Genomic DNA, 19,686 nt, shown 5'->3' with positions numbered 1-19,686 from the left:
TGCATCGCCGAAGTCATCTGCGGTGCCGATCGGCGCCGCCCGAAGTTGGAGTGTGGCACGTGGGCATGAGGCCCCCCACCGGTATGCCGTCCTTGTCGCGGCGAAGCCGGATCTTGCTCGTATTGGCCTTGGTGGCAGCAGGTTTGCTACTGATCGGTCCCCGTCTGATCGACGTGTACACCAATTGGCTGTGGTTCGGCGAAGTCGACTTCCGTGGCGTGTACACCACCACTCTGCTGACGCGGTTGGTGATCTTCCTCGTCGTTTCCCTGGTCGTCGGACTCATCGTCTTCGCGGCACTGCTGTTGGCGTACCGCAATCGGCCGGTGTTCGTTCCGGTCGCCGGTCCCAACGATCCGATCGCGCGGTACCGCACCACGGTGATGAGCCGTCTGCGCCTGTTCGGCATCGGAATTCCGGTGGTGTTCGGTTTCCTCTCCGGCATGATCGCCCAGACCAACTGGGTGACGGTCCAGCTGTTCCTGCACGGCGGGGACTTCGGGATGACCGATCCACAGTTCAATCTCGACGTCGGGTTCTACTCGTTCGATCTGCCGTTCTACCGATTCATCCTGAACTGGCTCTTCGTCGCCGTCCTGGTCGCGTTCTTCGCGAACTTGGTGACGCAGTACGTATTCGGCGGAATCCGGCTCGCCGGACGTGAGGGAGCCCTCACTCGCGCAGCGCGGATCCAGCTCGCCGTCCTGGCGGGCAGCTTCGTTCTGCTCAAGGCCGTGGCGTACTGGTTCGACCGCTACACCCTGCTGTCGAGCAGTCGGAAAGAACCGACGTTCACCGGTGCCAGCTTCACCGACATCAATGCGGTGTTGCCGGCCAAACTGATCCTGCTCGCGATCGCCGTGATCTGTGCCATCGCGTTCTTCGCAGCGATCTTCCTGCGTGATCTTCGAATTCCGGCGTTGGCCACTGCGCTGCTGGTGCTCTCGTCGATCCTGATCGGTGCCGTCTGGCCGATGGTGATGGAGCAGTTCTCGGTGCGCCCGAACGCGGCGGACAAGGAGAGCACGTACATCGAGCGGAACATCGCGGCCACCAGAGCCGCGTACGGACTGACAGACGACGTGGTCACCTATCGGAACTACTCCGGTGAGGCGGCGTTGAGCCCCGGCGAGGTGGCGTCGGAGTCGGCCACGATGTCCAACATCCGTCTGCTCGACCCGAACATCCTCGCGCCCACGTTCACCCAGCAGCGTCAGATCCGTAACTTCTACGGATTCCCCGACACTCTGGCCGTCGACCGGTACCCCGATGCCGACGGCAACCTGCGCGACTACGTCGTTGCTGCCCGTGAGATCTCACCGCAGACCCTCGACGCGAACCAGCGAGACTGGATCAACCGCCACACCGTGTTCACGCACGGCAACGGTTTCGTCGCAGCGCCGGCCAACTCCGTCGACGAGGCCGTCGCCGACGAATCCAGCGGCGGGCGCGGCGGTTACCCGAACTACCAGGTCAACTGGATCGAGAACGACTCCGAGGGCACCATCCGAAAGGACGGGCCCGGCGACCTGGACCAGCCGCGCATCTACTTCGGCCCGGTCATCGCGAACTCCGACGCGGACTACTCGATCGTCGGTTCCACCGGCGAGCCTCGCGAGTACGACACCGACAGCAAGAGCTACACCTACACCGGTGCAGCAGGTGTCGACGTCGGAAACTTCTTCAACCGGCTCGTCTTCGCCAGCAAGTACGCCGAGCGAAACATCCTGTTCTCCAGCGTGATCGGCGACGAGTCGAAGATCCTGTTCAACCGTGACCCCCGCGACCGCGTTCAGAAGGTCGCACCGTGGTTGACCACCGACGGATCGACCTACCCGGCGATCGTCGAGGGCAAGCTCGTCTGGATCATCGACGGGTACACCACGCTGGACAACTTCCCGTACGCCCAGCGGATGTCGCTCGAGGACGCCACGGCCGACAGCATCGAGTCGACGACGACACGAGCGCTGCCGAGCCGAGAGGTGTCGTACATCCGAAACTCGGTGAAGGCCACCGTCGACGCCTACGACGGCACCGTCAAGCTCTACGAGCAGGACGAGAACGATCCCGTGCTCAAGGCATGGGAAGGCGTGTTCCCGGGAACCGTCATCCCCAAGGACCAGGTGTCCGACGAGCTTCGTGATCACTTCCGTTACCCGGAAGATCTGTTCAAGGTTCAGCGTGAACTGCTGACCAAGTACCACGTCAACGATCCGCGAGAGTTCTTCACCAACAACGCGTTCTGGGAAGTTCCGACCGATCCGACCGCAGAGAACACCGCGGCCAAGCAGCCTCCGTACTACGTCGTCGCATCCGACATCTCCAACGAGGAGAATCAGGCGTCGTTCCAGTTGACCAGTGCGCTGGTCGGATATCGCCGAGAGGTGCTGGGCGCGTACGTCAGTGCGGATTCGGACCCGGAGAACTACGGCAAGATCACCGTGTTGCGATTGCCGACCGATACGTCGACTCAGGGTCCCAATCAGGTGCAGAACCAGATGACGACCACGACGGACGTATCCGAGAGTCTCGGCATCGTGCGCCGTGAGAACACCGTGGAGTTCGGCAACCTGCTGACACTTCCGGTCGGCAACGGTGGATTGATCTACGTGGAGCCGGTGTACGCCTCTCGAACCAACGAGGCGTCCGCTTATCCGCAGTTGATTCGAGTACTCGTCTCGTACGAGGGCCGCGTCGGGTATGCCGCGACACTGCCCGAGGCCATCGAGCAGGTGTTCGGAGCGGGTGCCGGACGCACGGTCACCGCACCCGGTGAGACCGACGGAAATACGCAGCCCGGCGCTGTTCCCGAAACCGCGCCGTCCGACGGTGGCACGCCTGCGGCAACTCCTGCCCCCGCCACCGGCGGTTCGGCAACGAGGGATGCTGCCGTTTCCGGTTTGAACGCTGCACTCTCCGCTGTGCGCTCTGCGCAGCAGAGCGGAAATCTGGCGGAACTCGGCACTGCGCTCGAGAACCTGCAGACCGCGGTCGACACGTACAACCGGGCCGGCAACTGATCGGGTCGGGTCAGGTCTGCTGACCCGAACCGGTCGATACGAGCGAAAGGGCCGCCTCACCGAATGGTGAGGCGGCCCTTCCGTCGTTCGTCACCTGCTCGCGCGTGAGATACGAGGCAACGTGAGAGGCAGTTCGACGAACTGCCGGGTGATCAGCGTCCGATGGGCGCGAGCACCGGGGCGTTCGCTGCAACGAGGTGCTGGAACTGAGTGCTCAGGCCGTACTGGTCGGCGAGCTTGGACGCCGCGTCGAACACGCCCTGTGCAGCCTGCGTGGCTGCTGCGGCCTCGGGGGCCACGACCGGTGCCGGTGCCGGTGCCGGAGCCGGCTGCGGTGCCGGTGCGGGAGCTGCCTCGGGCTCGGGAGTGGAGGCACCCTTGGTCAGCTGCTGACCGCACACGGGCCATGCGCCCGGTCCCTGACTCTGCAGGGTGTTCTCCGCGACGCGGATCTGCTCGGCCTTGGATGCGTTGGCCGGCGATCCGGTTCCGCCGTTGGCCGTCCAGGTGCTCTGCGAGAACTGCAGGCCACCGTAGTAGCCGTTTCCGGTGTTGATGCTCCAGTTGCCACCGCTCTCGCACTGTGCGACTGCGTCCCAGTTGTTCGAGGCTGCGTTGGCGGTTCCGGCTGAAACGCCGAGGGGGATTGCTACGGCGGCGCCTGCGATGGCGACCAATCCGAGAGCGCGCTTGCCGAAATTGTTCTGTGTGGTCATGCGGGGTGAATCCTCTCCGCGCTCGACTGGCGCGACTGGCCTGCAATCACCTCGCCGGGATGTACGGCGTTCGTGACCAGGCACTTCGTATCGTCGCGGCTCTGCCCCCGTACGTATTGGGGACCACACCCGCGGGGCAGAGCGAAGGAAGCGGCGGGGTGGTGCAGGCCCAGCGGTTTAGGGCCGCCCGTGAAGGTAGTCGAGGATCTGCTCACCGTCACTGAGCCGGAATGGGACAGTGGTTGTCCACATACTGGGACTCGAGGGGGTATTTCGGCAGCTCAGGCCTGGTCGTGGCGCTATTGTTTCTACTTCGTAACCCGACCGTTATGTGACTCGAAACACGCATGAAAAGAGACGCGGAGCACTATTTCGAGCCGCCTGAACCGTGATAAGCGCGAGCCACAACCTGCCGCGGTGCACTTCGTCGAGCGGGTGACAGCGCTCGGAAGTCACGTGATTTGCATTGGCCGTACGCACGGTAGTAACTTCGTAGTTGCAACGCGGGGTGGAGCAGCTCGGTAGCTCGCTGGGCTCATAACCCAGAGGTCGCAGGTTCAAATCCTGTCCCCGCTACCACTGACGAAGACCCAGGACTTATGTCCTGGGTTTTTTTCGTATTCTCGTATGTGCAGAAACGGCCCGTTCGGCCCGAGGGCGAACGCGATACCGTCGAAAGGACGACTCGTGTGATTCTTCCCGCCGTCCGAGACCCTCGCCTCATCACCGTGCAGCGCGGCGGACTTCTGTCCGAAGACGACCATCGGAGCCTCGCGCTCTGGGCGGCCGAGTGTGCGGAACACGTCCTCCACTTGTTCGAGACGGTCCGACCCGTCGACCCGCGACCACGCGAGGCGATCGAGGCCACCCGTGCGTGGGTGCGCGGCGAACTCGCGATGATGGCCACCCGCGCCCTCGGTGGCCACGCCATGGGAGCAGCACGGCCGCTCGTCGGTTGCTCTCGCTTCGCCGCGTACGCCGCGGGCCAGGCAGCCTGCGTGGCTCACGTACCCGAACACGACCTCGGAGCAGCCGCCTACGCCATCAAGGCAGCGCGGGCGGCTGCACCTGCAGGCCGAGAGACGAGTGCAGGCAGGAAAGAGCTCGAGTGGCAGCGTGACCGGATTCCGAACAGCGTGCGCCGGCTGGTGTTGGAAGACCAGAAGAGAAGAAACAGCATCTGTTGGTCCGTGTTCGACTGATCCCGGCTACCGGTCGGTGTGTTCGAGCATTTCGGACAGTGCCGCGACGGTGGACATCCTGCGTCGGGCACGGCCGTCGTCGAGTCGAGACCTGGTGCGCGACAGATGATTCCGATCGACGTCCACCGACCGATCGTGTGTCGTCGTGGTCCGGCCGTGACGACTGGGTACCGTCGGTTCAGTCCGAAACCTGCTCGCGGGCATCGTCACTGGTGGCCGTGTCGGAATCCTCGCCGTCCTCGGAGGCGTCGGCGGTGAGGTCGACCGTGTCCACGCCCTCGAGTGCAGTCAACTCCTGTTCGGCCTCGGCGATGAGACCCTTCGCGTTCTCTTCGATCTTCTTGACCCACTCGGCCATGACGGTCACACCCTTCACTCGATTCCGTACCACCGGTCTACCAGATTTCCTCCCCGTAGGATCCGGCGTGTGCGAATACGAACCTCGCGTCTCGACCTCGACGAGCCGGCCGTCGCCGATCTCGATGAGTTGTACGCGATCTGCAGCGACCCGCAGTCGTGGACCCACTTTCCGAGCCTGCGGCACACTGATCCCGGCGTGACCGAACGAATGGTGCAGGGCTGGTCGGAGCAGTGGCGGCGGGATGGATTGTCCACCTGGATGATTCGTGAGCGCGGCAGCCACACGCTCAGTGGCTACGGCGGATGTTCGAAGCGCCGCAACGCCTTCTGGAATCTCGGCTATCGCCTCCATTCCGACGCGCAGGGCAACGGGTATGCCGCGGAGATGTGTGAGATCGCAGTCGAGTGCGCGCACCGAACCGAGCCCGAACTGCCGATCGTGGCATACCTGCTCGAACACAATGTCGCGTCGGCGCGGGTGGCCGAACGCGCAGGCCTGGAGTTGATCACCCGCGGACCCGACGTCGGCAATCCGGATGTCGACGCAATTCGCGTGGTGTACGCGGACCGTGCGTTGACGGCAGATCAGGTGGGCGCGGTTCTGTCGGCCTGACCGCGGCAGGTGCTCACTTCCGTGAGCCGACGTCGGAGCAGGCGTTTCTCCGGTGCGGTTCGGGCGAAATCCAACGCACGGCGATACTCCACCGCCGCCTCGTCGAACCTGTCGAGTCGTTGCAGCAGATCGGCTCTCGCCATGGGATACGGATGATATCGGCGCAACGACGCCTCTTCGGCAAGCCGGTCGAGCTCTCGCAGACCGGGCTCGGGACCGTCGCGCATCGCCAGTGCGACAGCCCTGTTCATCGCGACAATCGCATTCGGTGTCCGTGTCATGAGCACGTCGTACAGCGCAACGATCTGGGGCCAGTCCGTGTTGTCGGTGTCGGGTGATTCTGCATGCAGCGCAGCGATGGCCGCCTGCACGGCGTACGGACCGCCCCGGCCGCCGCTGAGGGCCTCGACCACGAGTTCCGTCCCTTCGGCGATGATCTCGGCGTTCCAGAGTCCACGGTCCTGATCTGCCAACAGCACGATGTCACCATCCGAGTCGGTGCGAGCGTCGCGTCTGGCGTCGATGAGCAGCATCAACGCCAGCAGGCCTGCCACCTCGGGCTCGGTCGGCAGTGCGGTGTGGAGAAGTCGTCCCATACCGATGGCTTCGGAGACGAGATCGACTCGCCCGACACTCTCACCCGAGGTCGCCGAATAGCCCTCGGTGAAGATCGAATAGACCACCTCGAGCACCATCGGCACCCTGCCTGCCAGCTCGTCCGGGCCCGGGAGGCGAAACGGAATCCGTGCGGCCCGAATCTTGTTCTTGGCCCGCACAATTCGCTGCGCCGCCGTGGCCGGAGGGATGAGCAGCGCACGGGCCACCTCGCCGGTACCGAGACCGGCCAGGCATCGAAGCGTCAACGCGAGTCGGTCACCGGCCGCAAGCGCCGGGTGTGCACACGTGAAGAACAACTGCAGCCGGTCGTCGGGCAGAGCATCGTCGAGCGAATTCGGGCTGCTCGGTTCGCTGCGATCCGTATCCGCCTGCAGCACTCCGACCTTGGCGGCCAGGCTCTGATCGCGGCGCAGCCGATCGACCGCCTTCCGGCGGGCAGTGGTGAGTAGCCACGCCCCCGGCCGTGACGGGACGCCATCGACCGGCCAGTGTTTGAGGGCCGACTCGATGGCGTCCGAGGTCACTTCCTCGGCGAGGTCGAGGTCGCGGTACCGCTGTACCAACGAGGCGAGCAGAATCGAGCGCTCGGTTCGGAAGACCGATTCGAGCGCTCGATGAACCCCCGACTCGTTCACCGAGGAATCCTGCATGGCGGGACTGCGCCGGTCAGAATTCTGCAAGGGGCCGCACGATCACCGCGCCGCCGTCCTTGGAGCCTGGGCATCGGGCCGCCCACTCGAGTGCCGCGTCCAGGTCGGGGACGTCGATCACGTCGTAGCCGCCGAGAACCTCGTGCGACTCGGCGTACGGGCCGTCGGTGACGGTCCGTTCCTCGGTGCGCGGGTCGACGCGCACCGCGGTGGCGGTCGTCAGATCGGCCATGGCGTACCCGGAGACGAAGACGCCGGCTTCCTTCATCTCTTTCTCGTAGGTCATCCAGTCCTCGACACTGCTGCAGCCCGGTGCTGCTCCAGGCGTGGTGTCGGCGTTGATCAAGAGGATGTACTTCATGGTGCGCTCCTGGGTTCGGTACCTCGTTGTCGCGGCGCGAGTCGCCGTTCACGATGACGACGTCCGGCAGACCACGATATCGACACCGTCCCGGAATTTTTCTTTCCGACGCACGAAAAACGGCATCGGACGCGGGGTCCGATGCCGTTTCGCGGCGACATCTCGGCTCGACGACGAGCCAGGTATCACTTCAGTTCTGCGGACGACTTCCCGAGTACTCGACGAGCAACGATCAGCTGCTGGATCTGCTGAGTTCCCTCGAAGATGTCGAGAATCTTGGAATCACGGCTCCACTTCTCGAGCAGCGGGCGCTCGGAGTAGCCGTAGGTACCGGCGAGTTCCACTGCCTTGAGGGTGATGTCGACTGCCGAGCGGCCCGCCTTGGCCTTCGACATCGACGCCTGCAGCGAGTTGGGCTCCTTGTTGTCGGCCATCCACGCTGCCCGCAGTGCGAGCAGATGTGCTGCTTCCCAGTCCGCTTCGAGGCGGAGGAACTCTGCGGCCGCCGCGTGCTGGTTGTAGGCGGGTGTCTCATATGAGATGTCGACTCCGGCATCGGCCAGGATCGATCGCAGCTCTTCGAGCGCCGCCCGCGCCACACCGATGGCCATACCGGCCACCAGGGGGCGGGTGTTGTCGAAGGTCTGCATGACGCCTGCGAAGCCCTTTTCGACGTTCACCTCGGCGGTGCCGAGCAAATTGTCCTTCGGGATGCGGCAATCCTCGAGCAGCAGCGCAGCGGTGTCGGACGCCTTGATGCCCAACTTGTGCTCGAGACGTGCAACCGACAGGCCCGGTGCGTCACGCGGAACGACGAACGACTTGATGGCCGCGCGGCCGAGCGACTTGTCGACCGTCGCCCATACGACGATGTGGGTGGAACGCTCACCGGCGGTGACGTAGATCTTCTCGCCGTTGAGTACCCACTCGTCACCGTCGAGGACGGCGGTGGTGGTCACCGCTGCGGAGTCCGAGCCGAAGCTGGGCTCGGTGATGGCCATCGAGGCCCACACCTTGCCGAAGCGCTCGAGCTGCTCGTCCGTGGACACCGCTGCGATGGCCGAGTTACCCAGGCCCTGGTAGGGGATCGACAGCGTCAGGCCGACGTCGCCCCAGCAGGTCTCGATCACGTTCACCAGGGCAGACATGTTGCCGCCGTTGGCGTTCGCGGTCTTGCTGGGCTTGGCCGACTCGCTGTCCTTCTCGCGGCCACCGGCGGCTCCGCCGATTTCGCCACCGGCGTCGGACATGCCTTCGACCATCGACGCCATGGTGTCGAGCTCGACCGGGTACTCGTGCTCGGCGAGGTCGTACTTGCGGGAAATCGGGCGGAAGATCTCGGCAGCGACCTGGTGAGCCTGATTCGCCTGCGCCCGAAGCTTCTTGGGAAGTTCAAGATTGATCATGGTGTGTGTCCTTGGGTGAGTGCCATGGAATTCGGGGGCGGACGGCTAGATGAGAACGATGCCTTCGGCGACGCCGACGGATCGCAGATCGCGGTACCAACGCTCCACCGGGTGCTCCTTGGTAAAGCCGTGACCGCCGAGCAACTGAACGCCATCGGAACCGATCTGCATGCCTTTCTCGGAGGCGAGTCGACGCGCGAGCGCCGATTCGCGGGCGAACGACAGTCCCTGCTCGGCCCGCGAAGCGCCGCGCAGCGTCACCAACCGCATGCCGTCGAGCTCGATGGCGATGTTGGCGACCATGAAGGCCACGGCCTGGCGGTTGCTGATCGGCTCGCCGAAGGCCACACGCTCGTTCACGTAGGGGACTACGTAGTCCAGCACGGCCTGGCTCGTACCGACGGCCAGCGACGCCCAGCCCAGTCGTGCGAGACCGATGGCAGCGCTGTACTCGGCGGCCCGCTGGTCCGCGTCACCGTCACCGAGCAATGCCGACTCGGGAACTGCGACGTCGGTCAGGATCAGGCGACCGAGACCGGCAGCACGCAGTCCCATGCTCGGATCGGCCTCGACGACGAGACCCTTCGAGTCGGACTCGACGATGAAGAATGCCGGGCGGCCTTCGAGTTCTGCGGCGATGACGAACAGCTCGGAGCTGCCTGCAGCAGGCACCAGGCTCTTGACGCCGTTGAGCTTGTAACCGCTGGGGGAGCGAACGGCCTTGGTCTGCAACGCATACGGATCGAAGAGCGCGCGGGGCTCGTTGACGACCACCGCAGCGTTCGGAACCTTCTCGCCCACGAACGCGGGCAGATAGGTCTTCTGCTGTGCGTCCGTTCCCCATTGGGTCAGCGCGACGGCGACGCCGGAGGGGGCAAGGATGGGCAGGGCCAGGCCCATGTCGCCGTGCGCCAGCGCCTCGGCGACGAGCGAGTTGGTGACGGCCCCGCGCTCGGTGGCAGCGCCGTCGAGCTCCTCGGGAACGTTGATGAGGGTGATGCCGAGTTCGGCGGAGCGACGCACGAGGTCCTCGGGCGAGGACGCGTTGTGGTCCGCATCGAATGCGGCAGGCCGGAGGATTTCCTCGGCGAACTCCTTGACCGTCTCGACGATCATGCGCTGCTCGTCGTCGGGCGTCAGGTCGAAGTAGCTCAGGTTCTTGGCGGCACCGTCGTCGAGACGCTTGGGCTTACCGCCACCGGTGACCTTGGCGAACGTGCGATTTGCCGCGCCGAGCGTCTTGAACCCGGTCTTGGTGCTCTCGTACGTCACCCGGTCGATCGTCTGACGAAGGTTGTACTTCTCCGCCAGTTCGGATCCGGTGATGGCGGTCAGAACGCGCATCGCGGTTCCGATCGCATCCCTCTTGAACGGGTTGAGGCCAACCGCAGAAGTATCGCGGGGCACCTTGGGGGCCTTCGCGTCGACCACACTGTCTTGCTTGCTCATGATCACCAGTTCCTCGGCGTCGGTCACGGACTCCACAGATCTTACTCCCGAGTAAGATAGCTGTCTACTATCGAGTAAGTTCACGCACCGAGCCGAGTGGTTGCCGAGTGCATCACGCCAGGCCGGGCTGGATGTGGCACGCTGATCCGGTGCATCCGATCGCCCAGGTTTTCGCCGGCCTCGCCGCGGCCCTCCACGTCGTCATCTTCGTCATGGAGAGCGTGGCCTGGTCCAGGCCCGCAGTATGGTCGCGATTCGGCGTCGCCAGTCAGCACGACGCCGACGTCGTCAAACCGATGGCCTTCAACCAGGGCTTCTACAACCTGTTCCTGGCCATCGGCATCGTGGTCGGCCTCGTCGTGGGCGGCTCAGCGGGCGACGCCATCGTGTACTTCGCCTGCGCGAGCATCGTCGGCGCGGCACTCGTGCTCGCGACCGGTGGCGCGAAGTACTTTCGAGCGGCGTTCGTTCAGGGCATCACACCGCTGATCGCGCTGGTTGTGGCTGCAGTTCTCTAGGCGAATGTCAGGCCCGAGGGGACAGGTGCTCGAGGACCGCGTGCTGCAGTAGGCCGTTGGTGGCCACGGCACTGCCACCGTGTGGGCCCGCGGTGCCGTCGAGCGCGGTGAACTCGCCGCCTGCCTCGCGCACCAGGACATCGAGGGCCGCCAGGTCCCACAGCGAGACCTCGGGTTCGGCGGCGATGTCGACTGCCCCCTCGGCCACGAGGCAGTACGAGAAGAAGTCGCCGTAGCCGCGTACCCGCCACACGGCGTCGGTCAGATCGAGGAACCGATCTCGGGTGCCGAGGTCGGCCCAGCCGGACAGGCTGGAGAAGCTCAGACTCGACGACGCCAACGAATCGACCTTCGAGACCTCGATCCGGCGCGGGGTACCGCCGTCCGATGCCGTCCAGGCCCCCTGATCGAGTGCGGCCCACCAGCGTCGGTTCAAGGCAGGTGCGCTGACGACTCCTACCCGCGGTACGCCGTCGTCGAGCAGGGCGATGAGGGTCGCCCAGACGGGCACGCCGCGGACGAAGTTCTTGGTGCCGTCGATGGGATCCACCACCCACTGGCGGCCGCTGAATGTCGCAGTACCGCCGAACTCCTCGCCCAGCAACGCGTCGGTGGGGCGCTGCGCACCCAGCGAGTTGCGGATCGCCGTCTCGACGGCCAGATCCGCGTCGGACACCGGGGTGAGATCCGGCTTGGAATCGACCGACAGGTCCATGGCGAGAAATCGTCGGCGTGTGATGGCGTCCGCCTCGTCGGCGAGAGTGAGGGCGAGAACAAGATCGGAGGAGTAATCGGTCACCGGAGAAGACTATCGCCGCGCACGGGCTGCTCGTACGCGGCGACATGGGTGGTCGGGCCTATTCGGTGACTTCGTTCAGCTTTCCGGTTGCGACGTCGAAGACGAAGCCTCGAACGGATTCGTGCTTCGTGACGAACGGGCTCTGCTCGATGCGGGCGAGCGACTGGCGAACATCGCGGTCCAAGTCGGTGAACGACTCGGCAGCCCAGTGTGGCTTGATGCCCGTCTCGTCCTGTAGGTCTTTCTTGAACTCGTCGTCGGTGAAGGTGAGCATGCCGCACTCGGTGTGATGGATCAGGATGATCTCTTTCGTGCCGAGTAGACGCTGACTGATGGCCAGTGAGCGAATCTCGTCGTCGGTGATGACACCGCCCGCATTGCGGATCACGTGTGCTTCGCCGTCGTGGAGACCGAGGATGCGGTAGACGTCGAGTCGGGCGTCCATGCACGCCACCACTGCCACGTGCTTCGACGGCGGCAACGGCAGGGGACCGTCGAACGTCGCGGCGTACGCCTTGTTGTTCTCGAGGTACTGGTCGGTGACGGTCATGCGACGCTCCTGTGTACTGCGGGTGTGGCCGGCACCGGGCGGTGGCAGGCATGTCGAGATGCGAATATGTCGATGAGCCGAAAGCTAGCAGTCCACCGATGGCCTGACGAGAGTTGAAATCTGCGCGGTTCGAACCCTCGACGTGGGTGTCAGTTCGGCTCGTGGGGGCCGGGGGAATCGGGGGCGGTCGGGTTCGGGTTCGGGTGCCGGTAACCTTGACTCTCGTGCATCCCGACGTTTCTGCAGACCTGGCCGAGCTCGACACCACTCTGTCCACCGTCGAGTCGGTGCTCGACGTCGAGGAACTGCGGCGACGCATCGACGAACTCGAGCATCAGGCGGCGTCGCCGGACCTGTGGAACGACCAGGAACACGCGCAGCAGGTGACCAGCCAGCTGTCCCATGCGCAGGCCGAGCTTCGCCGCGTCGAAGAACTCAGGCAGCGCCTCGAGGACATGCCGGTTCTGTACGAGCTCGCCGAGGGTGAAGAAGGCGAGGCAGCCGAATCCGCCACCGCCGATGCCGACGCCGAACGCGCCGCGCTCCGGGAGGACATCGCAGCCATGGAAGTGCGGACCCTGCTCTCCGGTGAGTACGACGCACGCGACGCACTGGTCAACATCCGTTCCGGTGCAGGCGGAATCGACGCGGCCGACTGGGCCGAGATGCTCATGCGTATGTACATCCGCTGGGCCGAGAAGCACGGCTACGGCGTCGAGGTCTACGACACGTCCTACGCCGAAGAGGCCGGTATCAAGAGCGCGACGTTCGCGGTCAAGGCTCCGTACACGTACGGCACGTTGTCGGTGGAACAGGGGACGCATCGGCTGGTGCGGATCAGCCCGTTCGACAACCAGGGTCGTCGCCAGACCTCGTTCGCGGAGGTGGAGGTGCTTCCGGTCGTCGAGACCACAGACCACATCGAGATCCCGGAGAACGACATTCGCGTGGACGTGTACCGCTCGTCCGGTCCGGGTGGGCAGTCGGTCAACACCACCGACTCCGCCGTTCGGTTGACGCACATCCCGACGGGGATCGTGGTGACCTGCCAGAACGAGAAGTCCCAGCTGCAGAACAAGGTCTCGGCCATGCGGGTGCTGCAGGCCAAGCTGCTCGAGGTCAAGCGCAAGGAAGAGCGTGCCGAGATGGATGCGCTCAAGGGTGACGGCGGTAGCTCCTGGGGTAACCAGATGCGCTCGTACGTTCTGCACCCGTACCAGATGGTCAAGGATCTGCGTACCGAGTACGAAGTCAACAATCCGTCTACAGTTCTCGACGGGGACATAGACGGATTCCTGGAATCGGGAATTCGTTGGCGAATGCGAGGGGAGCAGTAGATGACCGGTCATTGCGCAGGATCCGCTCCGTCGTTCCGATGACCAGCTGGCTGAACCCGACGCTCGACCTGAAGCTGAACGCCCTCGGGATCGTGCTGTACATCCTGGGCGGAATGCTGGCTGCGCGGTTCGTCACCTGGACCGGGTCCCGCATCACTGCCCGAATCGATCAGAACTACCAGCACAGCGATGCGCTCGTGCGGTCCGAGGCCGCCAAGCATCGGCACGCGCTGGCCCAGGTCATCACCTGGGTCGTGGTCACCCTCATCTACATCCTCGTCACCATCGAAGTGCTGCGTCGCTTCGGATTCGGCGTCGGCGGGCTCGTGGCACCCGCGACGGTCATCGGCGCAGCGCTCGGCTTCGGTGCTCAGCGCGTGGTCCAGGACATTCTGGCCGGGTTCTTCATCATCACCGAACGTCAGTACGGATTCGGTGACGTCGTGCAGATCGCCGTCAACGGTTCTGCCGAGGACGCCGAGGGCACGGTCGAGGACGTGACACTGCGCGTCACCCGGGTCCGCAGCGTCGACGGTGAGGTCATCACCGTGCCGAACGGGCAGATCGTCAAGGCGATCAACCTGTCGAAGGATTGGGCGCGCGCCGTCGTCGACGTTCCCGTGCCGAGCACCGCCGATCTCACCCAGGTGAACGCGCTGCTCCGATCGGTCGGCCGCGACGCGTTCGCGGACGCTCGGTTGCGTCCGCTGTTGCTCGACGAACCGACCGTGATGGGTGTGGAGAGCATCGAGGTGGGACAGGTCAACGTTCGCCTCGTTGCGCGAACATTGCCGGGTAAGCAGTTCCAGGTAGGACGAGAACTTCGAGTCCGAGTGGCCGCCGCGCTGCGACCCGAGGGCATCAGCGTTGCTCCCGACGTCAGTACGGCCGGGGTCGCGCCGGAAGCGTCGGGACGAGATCGGACGGAGGATCGATGAATACGCCCGATACCGGAACCGAACGGCCGCAGCGGAACTGGCGACAGTGGCGCATTCCGGCCAAGATCAACGGCCGCGTCCGCACGTCCACAGTCGCGTTCGGGATCTGCTTCGTGCTCACCGGTCTGTGGTACGGCCAGGTCAGTGCAGAGATCGCCGAGAGGGACAGTGAACGTATCCAGGGCCCGGTTGCCGTGGACCCGGGCGAACTCACCCCCTACATCCAGCCGCAAACCGTGGAACCGACCTATTCGAGTACCACCGTCACACCCACTCCGACCGCCACCACCGATCCGGACGGATCGGGAAGCGTCGACGAATCAGGGCAGCCGGCGACCACGACGACCCTGCCGTCGACGACCACCGCGCCGTTCGGTGTCCCGCTGCCACCGGTGATTCAGTCGCTGATACCCAGCCAGCCTGCGCCGACGTCGTCTCGCTGAGGCATCCTTTACCGTCTCTCGGGACTCGCCGCGGTGCTCCCTCGGTTCCGGCGGTTACCGGACGGTAAGGACTACACTGGCGACCCGTGATCAGCACCTCGAATGTCTCCAAGTCTTACAAGACCTCCACCAGGCCTGCCCTGGACAAGGTGACGGTCTCCATCGACAAGGGTGAGTTCGTGTTCCTGATCGGTCCGTCCGGTTCGGGCAAATCGACGTTCATGCGGCTGCTCCTCAAGGAGGAGACGCCCACCTCCGGCGACATCCACGTCGCCGATTTCCACGTCAACCGACTGGCGGCCCGACGCGTCCCCCGGCTGCGGCAGAGCATGGGCTGCGTGTTCCAGGACTTCCGCCTGTTGCAGCAGAAGACGGTGGTGGAGAACGTGGCGTTCGCTCTCGAAGTGATCGGCAAGCCGCGCTCGATGATCAAGCGCACCGTTCCCGAAGTTCTCGACCTGGTGGGACTCGGCGGTAAGTCGGATCGTCTGCCCAACGAGTTGTCCGGTGGAGAACAGCAGCGGGTGGCGATCGCTCGCGCGTTCGTCAATCGTCCACTCGTGCTGCTCGCGGACGAGCCGACCGGAAACCTCGATCCGGACACCAGCCAGGACATCATGCTGCTGCTCGAGCGCATCAACCGCACCGGAACCACGGTGCTGATGGCCACCCACGACAACCACATCGTCGACTCGATGCGCCGACGCGTCGTCGAACTCGACAACGGACGAGTCGTTCGTGACGAGGCTCGCGGGGTCTACGGCGTCGGTCGCTGACGCCGCCGCCGACTCAGGACCGCACAGACGTCACGACCGAACGAATCGAAGGGCTCGGATTCCGCGATGCGCGCAAGTTTCATCTTCAGCGAGGTCCTCACCGGACTTCGCCGCAACATCACCATGACGATCGCCATGATCTTGACAACCGCAATTTCTCTCGGCCTGTTCGGCGGTGGCCTGCTCGTGGTCCAGATGGCGGGGAAGACTCAGCAGATCTTCCTCGATCGGGTGGAGGTGCAGATCTTCCTCACCGACGACATCTCGGCGAGCGACGCCGATTGTGCGCAGGAGACCTGTGCCACCCTGCGATCGGATCTCGAGAACACTCCGTCGGTGGTCTCGGTGCAGTACCTCAATCGTGAGGATGCGGTGAAGGACGCCACCGAACGCGTGTTCAAGGATCAGCCGGAGTTGGCCGAACTGGTCAGTGCCGACAGCTTTCCCGCGTCGTTCAAGGTGCGTCTGAGCGATCCCGAACGGTTCGGGGTCATCAACGACAACTTCGAGAATCGACCGGGCGTACAGAGCGTTCTCAATCAGCGCGATCTCGTCGAGCGTCTGTTCAGTGTGCTCAACGGCGTGCGCAACGCGGCTTTCGCCATCGCCACGGTGCAGGCGATCGCGGCAATCCTGTTGATCGCCAACATGGTTCAGATCGCTGCGTTCACCAGGCGAACCGAGGTGGGCATCATGCGGTTGGTCGGTGCCACTCGGTGGTACACGCAGTTGCCCTTCCTCCTGGAGGCGGTGGTGGCGGCGTTGATCGGCTCGGCGCTCGCGATCGCCGGCCTGTTCACCGCGAAGAACATGTTCATCGACGACGTTCTGTCGGATGTGTATCAGGCCAACATTCTGGCCCGAATATCGAACAGTGACGTTCTGCTCGTCTCGCCGTTCCTCGCACTGGTGGGAGTGGGAATGGCTGCGGTGACGGCGTACATCACGCTGCGGTTGTACGTGCGCGAATAAATTCGGTTGCCGTTCGGTTCTATGCTGGAGCGGTTGCCCGTGGAACCGATCCACGCGGCGCATGCTCGAGAAAGGGCCCTGCAGTGAGAGAGAAGGGCCGCAAGGCCATCGCGACCAATCGCAAGGCGCGGCACAACTACTCCATACTCGACGTCCTCGAGGCCGGAGTCGCCCTCGTCGGTACCGAGGTCAAGAGTCTGCGCGACGGTAAGGCCTCACTGGTCGACGCCTTCGCGACCGTCGACGACGGTGAAATCTGGCTGCGCGGGCTGCACATCGCCGAATACACGCTCGGGAGCTGGACCAACCACGCGCCGCGGCGAAACCGCAAACTGCTCCTTCATCGCCGCGAGATCGATCGCCTGGCAAGCAAGGTCAAAGAGGGAAACCTGACGCTGGTGCCGTTGTCGATGTATTTCTCCGACGGCAAGGTCAAGGTCGAGCTGGCACTGGCCAAGGGCAAGCAGGACTACGACAAGAGACAGTCGCTGGCCAAGCGCACCGCCGAACGCGAGGTCACTCGCGAGCTCGGTCGTCGCGTGAAGGGAATGCGCTGACCGCTGTACTGCTCGCCCTGGTAGCCGCCGTCGGCTACGGAGTGAGCGATTTCGTCGGCGGAGTCGCATCCCGCCGAGTCGCCGCCCTCCGGGTGGTCATCGTGTCGTACCCCCTGTCGCTGGTGATCGTGCTGCTCGTCGCACCGTTCGTCGGCGGCACGATCGAGCTCCCGGCGATGCTCTGGGGGCTGGCATCGGGTGTCGCCGGTGGCGTTGCGGTGTGGTGGTTCTACCTGGCCCTCGCTGCCGGGCCGATGGCCGTGGTCTCACCGGTCACCGCCGTGCTGGTCGCCGGGATCCCGGTCCTGGTGGGGCTGTCCATGGGGGAGCGTCCCGGAATCATCGCGTTCGTCGGTATCGCCGTAGCACTGGTGGCCGTGGTGCTGGTGAGCAGAGAATCTCCGGACGAGGTGACCGGCGAGGTGGCCGGCGGACGCGAGATGAAGTTCACCCGAACGGTCGCCTGGTTGACGGTCGGTTCGGGGGTGACGTTCGCGTTCGCATTCATCTTTCTGCACCGGATCGGCGACGGCAGCGGGCTGTGGCCGCTGGCGGCATCGCGCGCGTCTGCGACCGCGGTGGTCTGGATCGTGGCCCTCGCTTCCGGCCACTTCGCACCGCCGCACGGCAGCGTGCTCAAACTGGCGGCCTTCGTCAGCGTGCTCGACGTGGTCGCCAACGCGGCGATGATCTACGCCTATCAGGGTGGTCTGCTCTCCTTGGTCAGTGTCATCGCGTCGCTGTATCCGGCGGCGACGGTACTGCTGGCGATGGTGATGCTCGGCGAGCGAGTGGGAATGCTGCAGAAGATCGGAATGGCGTTGGCGCTCGGTGCGATCGCGATGATCGCGCTCTCTGGTTGAACCGCACCGCCCGGGGGTAATGACTCCGGTTATGACAGCTTTCGACTCTGCCTCCGACACCGCCGCGCCCGAGAAGTCGCCGCGCGTCCTCGTCACCGGTGCCACGGGATATCTGGGCGGTCGGCTGGCCCCGCGACTGCTCGACGAGGGGTACACGGTCTGCGTGCTGGCACGCACGCCCGCCAAGCTCGACTCCGTGCCGTGGGCGACCGATGTCGAGATCGTGCAGGGCGATCTGAGCGATCGGGAATCGTTGAAGGAAGCGCTCAGCGGAGTCGACGTCATGTACTACCTGGTGCACTCGATGGGCACCGCAGGGCACTCGGATTTCGCCGACACCGAACGCGACAGCGCCGAGAACGTCGCGGCCGTGGCGGCGGAATGCGGTGTGGGGCGCATCGTCTACCTCGGCGGGTTGCATCCGCCGACCGGTGAACTCTCGCCGCACCTGAAGTCGCGTGCCGAGGTGGGACGCATTCTGATCGACTCGGGAGTCCCGACGATCGTTCTGCAGGCCGGTGTCGTGATCGGATCCGGCTCGGCGTCGTTCGAGATGATCCGGCACCTCACCAATCGGCTTCCGGTGATGACCACACCGCGGTGGGTACACAATCGCATCCAGCCCATCGCTGTGCGGGACGTGTTGCACTACCTGATCGGGGCCGCGAGTGCGCCCATCACCGAATCCAGGACGTTCGACATCGGCGGTCCCGATGTCATGCAGTACGGCGAGATGATGAACATCTATGCCGACGTCGCGGGTCTGCGGCAGCGTCGGATCATCGTGCTCCCGGTGTTGACTCCGCGGCTGGCCGGCCACTGGATCGGGCTGGTGACTCCCATTCCGCGCGGGCTGGCGATGCCGCTCATCGAATCACTGCAATACGACGCCATCGGTCACGAGATGGACATCGATGCCGTCGTCCCGCGCCCGGAGGACGGCCTGACCGGCTACCGCGATTCCGTGAGATTGGCGCTGCGCAAGATCGACGACGGCGAGGTGGAGACTCGGTGGACAGATGCCACCGGTACCGCGGCACCGTCGGATCCGTTGCCTTCGGATCCGACCTGGGCAGGCGAGGTCGTCTACACCGACACCCGGGTCGCCCGCAGTGCAGCGCAGTCGACCGCGATCAGGCCTGCACTCGAACGATTGGCCGATGCCGACGTTCTCACCGGCTGGCATCGCGACGTCACCGGACCCGACGCATCCGCGTCGGGCACCGAGCACACCACGCGGCTCAAGTCCTCCACACGACTTCCCGGCGAGGCCTGGCTGGACCTGACGGTCGGGGGAACTGCGAAGCAGCCGACGATCGAGCAGCGGTTGGTGTTCTTCCCTCGTGGACTGGCCGGCCGGGCGGTCTGGTACGCCTCGCTGCCCGTACGCCTGGTGATGGCCCGTCGGATGCTGCGCACGGTGGTGCAACGAGTCGACGCCGACGCTGCCTCGAATTCTGCGGATCGCCGAGTCGGCCGTTAATGGAATGAATGTGTCCGGGGGAGGCGTTACACTGAATAGCCCGGGCACGGTGTTC

20 protein-coding genes and 1 tRNA gene are annotated in these 19,686 nt (G+C 64.8%); 13 read left to right on the top strand and 8 right to left on the bottom strand.

Going from position 1 to position 19,686, the window contains the following annotated elements:
- The first annotated feature begins 59 nt into the window (after positions 1–59).
- Complete coding sequence (locus CH296_RS25115; RefSeq protein WP_176459168.1) at positions 60–3,020, top strand: UPF0182 family protein; 2,961 nt, start codon at positions 60–62, stop codon at positions 3,018–3,020.
- Between the two features lie 152 nt (positions 3,021–3,172).
- Here the strand turns inward: CH296_RS25115 and CH296_RS25110 are convergent, their stop codons facing one another.
- A complete protein-coding gene (locus CH296_RS25110) occupies positions 3,173–3,736 on the bottom strand; it encodes a transglycosylase family protein (RefSeq protein ID WP_032397693.1) in 564 nt (187 codons plus the stop codon).
- Between the two features lie 502 nt (positions 3,737–4,238).
- Here CH296_RS25110 and CH296_RS25105 point away from each other — a divergent pair.
- Positions 4,239–4,315: transfer RNA gene (locus CH296_RS25105), tRNA-Met, on the top strand.
- Between the two features lie 110 nt (positions 4,316–4,425).
- Positions 4,426–4,938 carry a putative immunity protein gene (locus tag CH296_RS25100; protein ID WP_094685906.1) on the top strand — a complete coding sequence of 171 codons (513 nt, stop codon included), beginning with the start codon at positions 4,426–4,428 and terminating at the stop codon, positions 4,936–4,938.
- 178 nt (positions 4,939–5,116) lie between these two features.
- Here CH296_RS25100 and CH296_RS25095 read toward each other — a convergent pair whose 3' ends face one another.
- Positions 5,117–5,314 carry a hypothetical protein gene (locus CH296_RS25095; RefSeq protein ID WP_256980565.1) on the bottom strand — a complete coding sequence of 66 codons (198 nt, stop codon included), beginning with the start codon at positions 5,312–5,314 and terminating at the stop codon, positions 5,117–5,119.
- 51 nt (positions 5,315–5,365) lie between these two features.
- On the opposite strand from CH296_RS25095, the gene CH296_RS25090 reads away from it, so the two are divergent.
- Entirely contained in the window at positions 5,366–5,911 is a 546-nt protein-coding gene (locus CH296_RS25090; protein ID WP_094685904.1) for a GNAT family N-acetyltransferase, read from the top strand.
- On the opposite strand, the gene CH296_RS25085 is transcribed toward CH296_RS25090, so the two are convergent.
- The 4 genes from CH296_RS25085 to CH296_RS25070 form a co-directional block, all read right to left on the bottom strand.
- A complete protein-coding gene (locus CH296_RS25085) occupies positions 5,884–7,179 on the bottom strand; it encodes an RNA polymerase sigma factor (RefSeq protein ID WP_094685903.1) in 1,296 nt (431 codons plus the stop codon). The two genes, CH296_RS25090 and CH296_RS25085, sit on opposite strands and share 28 nt — an antisense overlap.
- A 16-nt stretch (positions 7,180–7,195) precedes the next feature.
- Positions 7,196–7,540, bottom strand: a complete 345-nt coding sequence (locus CH296_RS25080) for a YciI family protein (RefSeq protein ID WP_045195714.1) — start codon at positions 7,538–7,540, stop codon at positions 7,196–7,198.
- Between the two features lie 185 nt (positions 7,541–7,725).
- Entirely contained in the window at positions 7,726–8,946 is a 1,221-nt protein-coding gene (locus CH296_RS25075; protein WP_094685902.1) for an acyl-CoA dehydrogenase family protein, read from the bottom strand.
- A gap of 45 nt (positions 8,947–8,991) precedes the next feature.
- Entirely contained in the window at positions 8,992–10,401 is a 1,410-nt protein-coding gene (locus CH296_RS25070) for an acyl-CoA dehydrogenase family protein (protein ID WP_094629880.1), read from the bottom strand.
- A gap of 143 nt (positions 10,402–10,544) precedes the next feature.
- Here CH296_RS25070 and CH296_RS25065 point away from each other — a divergent pair, with 143 nt between their 5' ends.
- A complete protein-coding gene (locus CH296_RS25065) occupies positions 10,545–10,913 on the top strand; it encodes a DUF1304 domain-containing protein (protein WP_032398320.1) in 369 nt (122 codons plus the stop codon).
- 7 nt (positions 10,914–10,920) lie between these two features.
- Here CH296_RS25065 and hisN read toward each other — a convergent pair whose 3' ends face one another.
- Positions 10,921–11,712, bottom strand: a complete 792-nt coding sequence (gene hisN / locus CH296_RS25060; protein ID WP_094685901.1) for a histidinol-phosphatase — start codon at positions 11,710–11,712, stop codon at positions 10,921–10,923.
- 58 nt (positions 11,713–11,770) lie between these two features.
- Entirely contained in the window at positions 11,771–12,262 is a 492-nt protein-coding gene (locus CH296_RS25055) for a carbonic anhydrase (protein WP_094685900.1), read from the bottom strand.
- Between the two features lie 224 nt (positions 12,263–12,486).
- Here CH296_RS25055 and prfB point away from each other — a divergent pair, with 224 nt between their 5' ends.
- The 8 genes from prfB to CH296_RS25015 all read left to right on the top strand — a co-directional run bounded on the left by prfB (position 12,487) and on the right by CH296_RS25015 (position 19,631).
- Positions 12,487–13,599 carry a peptide chain release factor 2 gene (gene prfB, locus CH296_RS25050; protein WP_032398321.1) on the top strand — a complete coding sequence of 371 codons (1,113 nt, stop codon included), beginning with the start codon at positions 12,487–12,489 and terminating at the stop codon, positions 13,597–13,599.
- A 38-nt stretch (positions 13,600–13,637) separates the two neighbouring features.
- Positions 13,638–14,537 carry a mechanosensitive ion channel family protein gene (locus tag CH296_RS25045; RefSeq protein WP_032397701.1) on the top strand — a complete coding sequence of 300 codons (900 nt, stop codon included), beginning with the start codon at positions 13,638–13,640 and terminating at the stop codon, positions 14,535–14,537.
- Positions 14,534–14,980, top strand: coding sequence for a hypothetical protein (locus CH296_RS25040; protein ID WP_094629869.1), 447 nt, complete (start codon positions 14,534–14,536; stop codon positions 14,978–14,980). Before CH296_RS25045 ends, CH296_RS25040 begins: the two co-directional genes overlap by 4 nt.
- 86 nt (positions 14,981–15,066) lie before the next feature.
- Positions 15,067–15,756: a cell division ATP-binding protein FtsE gene (gene ftsE, locus CH296_RS25035; RefSeq protein ID WP_027496574.1), complete on the top strand. Its 690-nt coding sequence runs from the start codon at positions 15,067–15,069 to the stop codon at positions 15,754–15,756.
- A gap of 66 nt (positions 15,757–15,822) precedes the next feature.
- Entirely contained in the window at positions 15,823–16,728 is a 906-nt protein-coding gene (gene ftsX / locus CH296_RS25030) for a permease-like cell division protein FtsX (RefSeq protein WP_094629868.1), read from the top strand.
- 83 nt (positions 16,729–16,811) lie between these two features.
- Positions 16,812–17,285 (top strand): SsrA-binding protein SmpB, encoded by a 474-nt coding sequence (gene smpB / locus CH296_RS25025; RefSeq protein ID WP_032397704.1) that lies wholly within the window; start codon positions 16,812–16,814, stop codon positions 17,283–17,285.
- A gap of 8 nt (positions 17,286–17,293) precedes the next feature.
- A complete protein-coding gene (locus tag CH296_RS25020) occupies positions 17,294–18,148 on the top strand; it encodes a DMT family transporter (protein WP_032397705.1) in 855 nt (284 codons plus the stop codon).
- Between the two features lie 31 nt (positions 18,149–18,179).
- Positions 18,180–19,631 carry an SDR family NAD(P)-dependent oxidoreductase gene (locus CH296_RS25015; RefSeq protein ID WP_256980564.1) on the top strand — a complete coding sequence of 484 codons (1,452 nt, stop codon included), beginning with the start codon at positions 18,180–18,182 and terminating at the stop codon, positions 19,629–19,631.
- Positions 19,632–19,686: the final 55 nt, after the last annotated feature.

The sequence above is a fragment of the Rhodococcus sp. 14-2496-1d genome (assembly GCF_002259365.1).
Classification (GTDB): domain Bacteria; phylum Actinomycetota; class Actinomycetes; order Mycobacteriales; family Mycobacteriaceae; genus Rhodococcoides.
The sequence above is the reverse complement of the archived record's forward strand: the minus strand, read 5'-3'. Positions and strand labels throughout refer to the sequence as shown.

Bases quoted from the DNA above. Each gene is read 5' to 3' on its own strand.
- CH296_RS25015 (WP_256980564.1), top strand. From the start codon at position 18,180: ATGACAGCTTTCGACTCTGCCTCCGACACCGCCGCGCCCGAGAAGTCG.
- CH296_RS25110 (WP_032397693.1), bottom strand. From the start codon at position 3,736: ATGACCACACAGAACAATTTCGGCAAGCGCGCTCTCGGATTGGTCGCC.
- CH296_RS25075 (WP_094685902.1), bottom strand. From the start codon at position 8,946: ATGATCAATCTTGAACTTCCCAAGAAGCTTCGGGCGCAGGCGAATCAG.
- CH296_RS25055 (WP_094685900.1), bottom strand. From the start codon at position 12,262: ATGACCGTCACCGACCAGTACCTCGAGAACAACAAGGCGTACGCCGCG.
- CH296_RS25085 (WP_094685903.1), bottom strand. From the start codon at position 7,179: ATGCAGGATTCCTCGGTGAACGAGTCGGGGGTTCATCGAGCGCTCGAA.
- CH296_RS25040 (WP_094629869.1), top strand. From the start codon at position 14,534: ATGAATACGCCCGATACCGGAACCGAACGGCCGCAGCGGAACTGGCGA.
- ftsX (WP_094629868.1), top strand. From the start codon at position 15,823: ATGCGCGCAAGTTTCATCTTCAGCGAGGTCCTCACCGGACTTCGCCGC.
- CH296_RS25080 (WP_045195714.1), bottom strand. From the start codon at position 7,540: ATGAAGTACATCCTCTTGATCAACGCCGACACCACGCCTGGAGCAGCA.
- CH296_RS25045 (WP_032397701.1), top strand. From the start codon at position 13,638: ATGACCAGCTGGCTGAACCCGACGCTCGACCTGAAGCTGAACGCCCTC.